The sequence below is a fragment of the Bradyrhizobium sp. PRIMUS42 genome, assembly GCF_023006515.1.
Classification (GTDB): domain Bacteria; phylum Pseudomonadota; class Alphaproteobacteria; order Rhizobiales; family Xanthobacteraceae; genus Bradyrhizobium.
In genome coordinates, this window is the sequence record NZ_JALBGZ010000276.1 from 1 (window position 1) to 7,648 (window position 7,648).

The window sequence follows — 7,648 nt, forward strand, 5'->3', positions numbered from 1 at the left end:
ATCGGCACTGAGGGCGAGTTCGTCGGCATGCGCGGCTTCGGCGCCTCGGCGCCGGCGCCCGTGCTCTACCGCGAATTCGGCATCACGCCGCAGAGCATTGCGGAAGCCGCCCGCCGGGCGATCGCACGCAAGAGACAATAAGGAGGACTTCTCGTGGCCCGTATCACCCTTCGCCAATTGCTCGATCACGCCGCCAGCCATGGTTACGCGGTGCCGGCGTTCAACATCAACAACATGGAGCAGGGCATCGCGATCATGCAGGCGGCGGCCGAGGTCGACGCGCCCGTCATCATGCAGGCTTCGCGCGGCGCCCGCAGCTACGCCGGCGATATCATGCTCTCGCACATGATCGATGCGCTGGAGCGGACCTATCCCGACATTCCGCTCTGCATGCATCAGGACCACGGCAATGACGAAGCGACCTGCGCGTCCGCCATCGCCCACGGCTTCACGTCCGTCATGATGGACGGCTCGCTCAAAGCCGATGCCAAGACGGCGGCCGATTACGACTACAACGTCGCAATCACCCGACGCGTCGTCGATCTCGCGCATTGGGTCGGCGCGTCCGTCGAGGGCGAGCTCGGTGTGCTCGGCTCGCTCGAGCATGGCGGCGGCGAGCAGGAGGATGGCCACGGCGTCGAGGGCAAGGTCAGTCACGACCAGCTCTTGACCGATCCCGACCAGGCGGTCGACTTCGTTCGTGCCACCAAGGTCGATGCGCTTGCCATCGCGATGGGCACCTCGCACGGCGCCTACAAGTTCAGCCGCAAGCCGGATGGCGACATCCTGGCGATGCGCGTGGTCGAGGAGATCCATCGCCGCCTGCCGAACACGCATCTGGTGATGCATGGCTCCTCCTCGGTGCCGCAGCCGCTCCAGGACATGTTCAACCAGTTCGGCGGCGAGATGCCTCAGACCTGGGGCGTGCCGGTCGAGGAGATCGTTCGCGGTATCAAGAGCGGCGTACGCAAGGTCAACATCGACACCGATTGTCGCCTCGCGATGACCGCGGTGTTCCGCAAGGTCGCGGCGCAAACGCGCTCCGAATTCGACCCACGGAAGTTCCTGAAGCCCGCGATGGACGCGATGCGTGAGCTTTGCCGCGAGCGTTTCGAGCAGTTCGGCACGGCGGGCCACGCCAGCAAGATCAAGGTCATCCCCTTGAGCGAAATGGCGCGGCGTTACCGCGCCGGCGACCTCGATCCGCGCATCGGCGCTCGCGAACCGGTTGCGGCCTAATCATTCAGAGAGAGAAGAGCAGGAGAGAGACATGAACGCACATGCAGGCACGGTCCGCGGCAAAGAGCGCTATCGCTCCGGTGTGATGGAATACAAGCGCATGGGCTATTGGGAGCCCGACTACACGCCAAAGGACACCGACGTCATCGCGCTGTTCCGTGTGACGCCGCAAGAGGGCGTCGATCCGATCGAGGCATCGGCCGCTGTCGCCGGCGAATCCTCGACCGCGACCTGGACCGTGGTGTGGACCGATCGCCTGACCGCGGCGGAGAAATATCGCGCAAAATGCTACCGCGTCGATCCGGTGCCGGGCACGCCGGGCTCGTATTTCGCCTACATCGCCTATGATCTCGATCTGTTCGAGCCGGGCTCGATCGCAAACCTGTCGGCATCGATCATCGGCAACGTGTTCGGCTTCAAGCCGTTGAAGGCGCTGCGGCTCGAAGACATGCGCTTCCCCGTCGCCTATGTGAAGACGTTCCAGGGGCCGGCGACCGGCATCGTGGTCGAGCGCGAGCGCCTGGACAAGTTCGGCCGGCCGCTGCTGGGCGCGACGGTGAAGCCGAAGCTCGGGCTTTCGGGCCGCAACTATGGCCGCGTCGTCTACGAGGCGCTGAAGGGCGGGCTCGATTTCACCAAGGACGACGAGAACATCAACTCGCAGCCCTTCATGCACTGGCGCGATCGTTTCCTGTACTGCATGGAAGCCGTGAACCGCGCGCAGGCCGCCTCCGGGGAAGTGAAGGGCACGTACCTGAACATCACCGCGGGCACGATGGAGGACATGTACGAGCGTGCCGAGTTCGCCAAGGAGCTCGGATCGTGCATCGTCATGATCGACCTCGTGATCGGCTACACCGCGATCCAGTCCATGGCGAAGTGGGCGCGCCGCAACGACATGATCCTGCATCTGCATCGCGCCGGTCACTCGACCTATACGCGGCAGAAGAGCCATGGCGTGTCGTTCCGCGTCATCGCCAAGTGGATGCGCCTTGCCGGCGTCGACCATATCCATGCCGGCACGGTGGTCGGCAAGCTCGAAGGCGATCCCAACACCACGCGCGGCTATTACGATGTCTGCCGCGAAGACTTCAACCCGACCAAGCTTGAACATGGAATTTTCTTCGATCAGCCCTGGGCGAGCCTGAACAAGATGATGCCCGTGGCTTCCGGCGGCATCCATGCCGGGCAGATGCATCAGCTGCTCGATCTGCTCGGTGAGGACGTCGTGCTGCAGTTCGGCGGCGGCACCATCGGCCATCCCATGGGGATCGCCGCCGGCGCGATCGCCAACCGCGTGGCGCTGGAAGCGATGATCCTCGCGCGCAACGAGGGCCGCGACTACGTCCATGAAGGTCCGGAGATCCTGGCGCGGGCGGCCGAGACCTGCACGCCGTTGAAGGCGGCGCTCGAGGTCTGGAAGGACGTCACCTTCAATTATCAATCCACCGACACGCCGGACTTCGTGCCGACCGCGCTGGAAACCGTTTGAGGAGACATGAGATGAAACTGACCCAGGGCTGCTTCTCGTTCTTGCCGGATCTGACCGACGATCAGATCACGAAGCAGGTGCAGTATTGCCTGACCAATGGCTGGGCGGTGAATATCGAGTTCACCGACGATCCCCATCCCCGCAATACCTATTGGGAAATGTGGGGCCTGCCGATGTTCGACCTTCAGGACGCCGCCGGCGTGATGATGGAGCTCGCGGAGTGCCGCAGGGTGTATGGCGACCGCTACATCCGCATCAGCGGCTTCGATTCGAGCCATGGCTGGGAGTCGGTGCGGATCTCCTTCCTCGTCAACCGGCCGCCGCAAGAAGCGGAGTTCGAGCTGGTGCGGCAGGAAGTCGGCGGCCGCGCGATCCGGTACACCACCGTGCGAAGGCCGGCCACGCACGCGTCAACTTAAAGCCATCCGCTTCCGCGCGGAGCTCTCCCTGCTCCGCATCCTTGGCGGACCACTGCTTCGCCGCTCCCGGCGGCGAAGCTCTTTTCTTCGAGGGTAGCTATGCTGGACGTTCCCCACGCAACCACGACTGAGCCCAGCGAGACCAGTTTCGATCTCCGCAAGGAAGCCGAAGCTGCCGGGATCACCGACACGCTGCAGCAGCTCGAGCAGGAGCTGGTCGGATTGAAGCCGGTGAAGAACCGCGTGCGCCAGATCGCCTCGCTGCTGCTGATCGAACGCATCCGGCAGCGCGCGGGCCTGGCCTCCGCGCCGCCGACGCTGCACATGTCGTTCACCGGCAATCCCGGCACCGGCAAGACCACGGTGGCGCTGCGCATGGCCAAGATCCTGCACGGTCTCGGCTTCGTGCGGCGCGGGCAGGTGATCTCGGTCACGCGCGACGATCTCGTCGGTCAATACATCGGCCACACCGCGCCGAAGACGAAGGAGATCTTGAAGAAGGCGATGGGCGGCGTGTTGTTCATCGACGAGGCCTATTATCTCCATCGCCCCGACAACGAGCGCGACTACGGCCAGGAGGCGATCGAGATCCTGCTCCAGGTGATGGAGAACCAGCGCGACGACCTGGTCGTGATCCTCGCCGGCTACGGCGAGCGCATGACGAGCTTCTTCGCCTCCAACCCCGGCTTCCGTTCGCGCATCGCCCATCACATCGAATTTCCGGACTATGCCGAAGCTGAGCTGCTAGTCATCGCCGAACTGATGTTGAAGGAGCGCGGCTATCGCCTCGCGGCTGCGGCGCGCGAGGCGTTCGAGAGATACATCGCGCTGCGCCGGACGCAGCCGTTCTTCTCCAATGCGCGCTCGATCCGCAACGCCGTCGACCGCATCCGGCTGCGGCAGGCCGATCGCCTGGTGTCCGATCTCGACCGCATGCTGGATGTCGCCGACCTCGAAACCATCGATCCCATGGACGTCCTGGCGAGCCGCGTCTTCAGCGGCGGCGCTGATGCGGGGAGTGCAAAGCCATGACCAGAGAGATCATCATCGCTCCGTCGATTCTGGCCGCGGATTTCGCGCGCCTGGGCGAGGAGATCGCGGCAATCGACACGGCCGGCGCCGACTGGATCCATTGCGACATCATGGACGGGCATTTCGTCCCCAACATCAGTTATGGCGCCGACGTCATCAAGGCGATCCGTCCGCTGACGAATAAGGTGTTCGACGTTCATCTGATGATCGCGCCTGTTGATCCCTATCTCGAAGCGTTCGCGAAGGCAGGCGCCGACGTCATCACGGTGCATGCCGAAGCCGGCCCGCATCTCGACCGCTCACTCCAGGCGATCCGTGCGCTCGGCAAGAAGGCCGGCGTCAGCCTGTGTCCGGCCACTCCCGAGAGCGCGATCGCCTATGTGCTCGATCGCATCGATCTCGTGCTGGTGATGACAGTCAATCCGGGATTTGGCGGCCAATCCTTCCTCGAATCCCAGCTCGAGAAAATCGAACGGATCAAAACCATGATCGGCGACCGGCCGATCCGGCTCGAGGTCGACGGCGGCATCACGCGTGATAATGCCGCTGCGGTGGCGGCGGCGGGCGCCGATACGCTGGTGGCGGGTTCCGCGGTGTTTCGCGGCAAAAGCGCTGCCGAATATGCGGCCAATATCGCCGCCATTCGCGTCGCCGCCGAGGCCGGCCGGGTTCCGAAGCTGCAGGACAATGCCGCGCATCCGATGCGCCTCGGTGAAGGCGCGCGCATCCGCTAGACCAAGGGACACTATCGGAGACGGCGCGGTTCCGGTTGTGCCAGCATCGTGTCACTTGTCTCCGGGGTTCCACGGAGAATATCGCGCAGGAATGCTCGCCTCTTCAGGCCGGGGTAACCAATGCGCCGGAGACGAAGGCTCGATTAACTCCCGAGCAACGCTATGCGCCGCAATCTTCGATTGAGAAACGCTAGAGAGCGCGGGGATGCGGATCGAGGATATCTGCGGGCATGAGGCCTGCATGCGGCGTGGAGCGATGGCATGAGTATGCATCGCTTGTTCGCCGAGCAGCTTCGTTGCGCCACCGACGCGGCCGGACAGGTCGACCTCGCCAAGCTGGGCGAGCTCGTCAGCGCAGCCTATGAGGCGAGTGATCGCGAGCGCCAGCGGATGATCGACGCACGTGTGCAGACTCACGACGAGGTCGAGGAAGACCTGCTGCGGACCCGTGAGTTCCTGGACGCCATCGTCGAGAACATCCCGATCGCCGTATTCGCGAAGTGCGCGAAGGATTCCCGTTACATCCTGCTCAACCGCGCCGGCGAGAGCTATTATGGCCTGCAACGCGAGCAGATGCTGGGCAGGACTCCCGACGAGATATTCCCCGCAGATGTCGCCCGCATGGTCAACGAGCAAGACCGCAGGGTCGTTGCCAGCGGGATGCCGATGTTCCTCGAGGAGCATCTGCTCGAAATCGGCGTCAAGGGTCACGACCGGGTCGTCAACTCGCGAAAGATGCTGATCACCGACGATGCCGGCGATCCGCAATATCTGGTCGGCGTGATCGAGGACGTCACCGAGCGCGTCAACACCCAGGAACGCATCAGTCACCTCGCGCATCATGACGTGCTGACCGACCTGCCGAACCGTAGCGCCTTCAACGCCGCGCTCGGCGAGCGGTTGGAGCGGGCGCAGGAGGCGGCGACCAGTTTTGCCGTGCTCAGCCTCGATCTCGACCGCTTCAAAGAGGTCAACGACGTGTTCGGCCATCCCGTCGGCGACATGCTGATGCGGACGGCAGCGGACCGGCTTGCCGCGGAGACCGACGGCGCCTTCGTCGCTCGTATCGGCGGCGACGAGTTCATGATCCTGATGCCCGACGACATCAGGCGTGAGGAGGTTCTGGCGCTCGCCGAGCGCCTGGTCGAGACCATCGGCAAGGAGCTCGAGGTCGACGACTACCTTCCCCATGTCGGCCTCAGCATCGGCATCGCGTTTTATCCGGATGACGGCGTGAATGCCGCCACGCTGCTCGCCAACGCCGATGCAGCGCTCTATCGTGCCAAGCGCGAGGGCAGGGGGCGGGTCCGCTTGTTCGAGTCCGAGATGGACCGGGAGCTGCGCGATCGCAGGCTGTTGCAGCACGATCTGCGACAGGCACTGGAGCAGAACCAGTTCCTGGTCTATTTCCAGCCGCAGGCGCGAGTGGATGGCGAGGTGATCGGCTTCGAGGCTCTGCTGCGCTGGAACCACCCGACGCGGGGCTTCGTGCCGCCGGATCAGTTCATTCCGCTTGCCGAGGAGAACGGGCTGATCGTCCAGATCGGCGAATGGGTCTTGCGCGAAGCGTGCCGCGAGGCGGCATCCTGGCCGCGGCCGCTGCAGGTCGCCGTCAATCTGTCGCCGGTCCAGTTCCAGGCCGGCGATCTCGAACGTTCGATCCACCGGATCCTGCTGGAGACGGGGCTTGCCCCGACGCGGCTCGAGGTCGAGATCACCGAGGGTGTGCTGATCGGCGATTTCACCCGCGCGCTCGATCTGCTGCGGCGGCTGAAGGCGCTGGGCGTCCGCATCGCAATGGACGATTTCGGCACCGGCTATTCCTCGCTGTCCTATCTGCAGTCGTTTCCGTTCGACAAGATCAAGATCGATCGCGGTTTCATCTCCAATCTCGAGGCGACGCTGCAATCGGCCGCGATTGTCCGCGCGGTCCTGAGCCTCGCGCACGCCCTGAATATCCCGGTCATCGCCGAAGGGGTGGAGACGGAAGCGCAGCGTGCCTTCCTGGTGCGCGAGGCCTGCGAGGAGATGCAGGGCTATCTGGTCGGCCGGCCCGACCTGATCGAGCGCTATCTCGACCTGGTCGGCGTGACCGTGGAGCGCCGGCTCTACGCCTAGCCCCTGGATCTGGTGGCGGGATTCCGCGCGTCAGTCCACACCGTTTGGAACTTTGGCTCGGAGATATATTTCCTACCAGCGGAGCCGAGAGCAGGCGCGCGACGGGCGCAGCAAATCTTTTGCACAACCGCCATCGGCCTGACGCAAATAGGGGCAATAAACCTTGTGAATGCGAGGGAGGGTCTCATGGAGAACGTACGTCGCTACCGGGCGCTGGCGTCCCTCTGTCGCCAGCAGGCGGCCTACCGGCCGCTTCAGAACTGGGAACTCCTCGGCCAGGCCGAACATTTCGAATATCTCGCCGAGGTCGAACTCAAGGCGCATTTCGACGCCTGCAACGCGCCACACGACGAGGGCGCCGCAGCGCCCGCGACATGGGAGACCCCGGTCGCGGCGTGACGGGGCCGAGCCCGGCTCAATGTGACATCAGCGTCGGAACCGTCATGGCTTCCAGCATGGCGCGGGTGACGCCGCCGAGAACGCGCTCCTGCAATCGCGAATGGCCGTAGCCGCCCATCACCAGGAGATCGAGGCCCTCGTCGGCCGCCAGCGACAGGATGGTGGGCTGGATGTCGGCGCGCGTCGCCGACAGGACGACCGTGCGGTTCGACAGT

8 protein-coding genes are annotated in these 7,648 nt (G+C 64.4%); 7 read left to right on the forward strand and 1 reads right to left on the reverse strand.

Annotated features, from left to right (window positions below; all coding sequences use genetic code 11):
* The first annotated feature begins 153 nt into the window (after positions 1-153).
* From fba to MOV75_RS20375, 7 genes are all read left to right on the forward strand, one after another.
* Positions 154-1,239 (forward strand): class II fructose-bisphosphate aldolase, encoded by a 1,086-nt coding sequence (gene fba, locus MOV75_RS20345; protein ID WP_246928756.1) that lies wholly within the window; start codon positions 154-156, stop codon positions 1,237-1,239.
* 31 nt (positions 1,240-1,270) lie between these two features.
* Positions 1,271-2,731, forward strand: coding sequence for a form I ribulose bisphosphate carboxylase large subunit (locus MOV75_RS20350; RefSeq protein ID WP_246928758.1), 1,461 nt, complete (start codon positions 1,271-1,273; stop codon positions 2,729-2,731).
* Between the two features lie 11 nt (positions 2,732-2,742).
* Positions 2,743-3,150 (forward strand): ribulose bisphosphate carboxylase small subunit, encoded by a 408-nt coding sequence (locus tag MOV75_RS20355; RefSeq protein ID WP_246928761.1) that lies wholly within the window; start codon positions 2,743-2,745, stop codon positions 3,148-3,150.
* A gap of 99 nt (positions 3,151-3,249) precedes the next feature.
* Complete coding sequence (gene cbbX, locus MOV75_RS20360) at positions 3,250-4,182, forward strand: CbbX protein (protein ID WP_247006473.1); 933 nt, start codon at positions 3,250-3,252, stop codon at positions 4,180-4,182.
* On the forward strand, positions 4,179-4,916 hold the full coding sequence (rpe, locus tag MOV75_RS20365) for a ribulose-phosphate 3-epimerase (RefSeq protein ID WP_247006474.1): 738 nt from the start codon (positions 4,179-4,181) through the stop codon (positions 4,914-4,916). Before cbbX ends, rpe begins: the two co-directional genes overlap by 4 nt.
* 261 nt (positions 4,917-5,177) lie before the next feature.
* Complete coding sequence (locus MOV75_RS20370; protein WP_246928773.1) at positions 5,178-7,034, forward strand: bifunctional diguanylate cyclase/phosphodiesterase; 1,857 nt, start codon at positions 5,178-5,180, stop codon at positions 7,032-7,034.
* Positions 7,035-7,220: 186 nt separating this feature from the next.
* The gene (locus tag MOV75_RS20375; protein ID WP_246928775.1) at positions 7,221-7,433 is read left to right on the forward strand and encodes a hypothetical protein; all 213 of its coding nucleotides are present in this window, start codon (positions 7,221-7,223) and stop codon (positions 7,431-7,433) included.
* 16 nt (positions 7,434-7,449) lie between these two features.
* On the opposite strand, the gene MOV75_RS20380 is transcribed toward MOV75_RS20375, so the two are convergent.
* A partial coding sequence (locus MOV75_RS20380) for a universal stress protein (RefSeq protein WP_247006475.1) occupies positions 7,450-7,648 on the reverse strand: 199 nt, incomplete at its 5' end.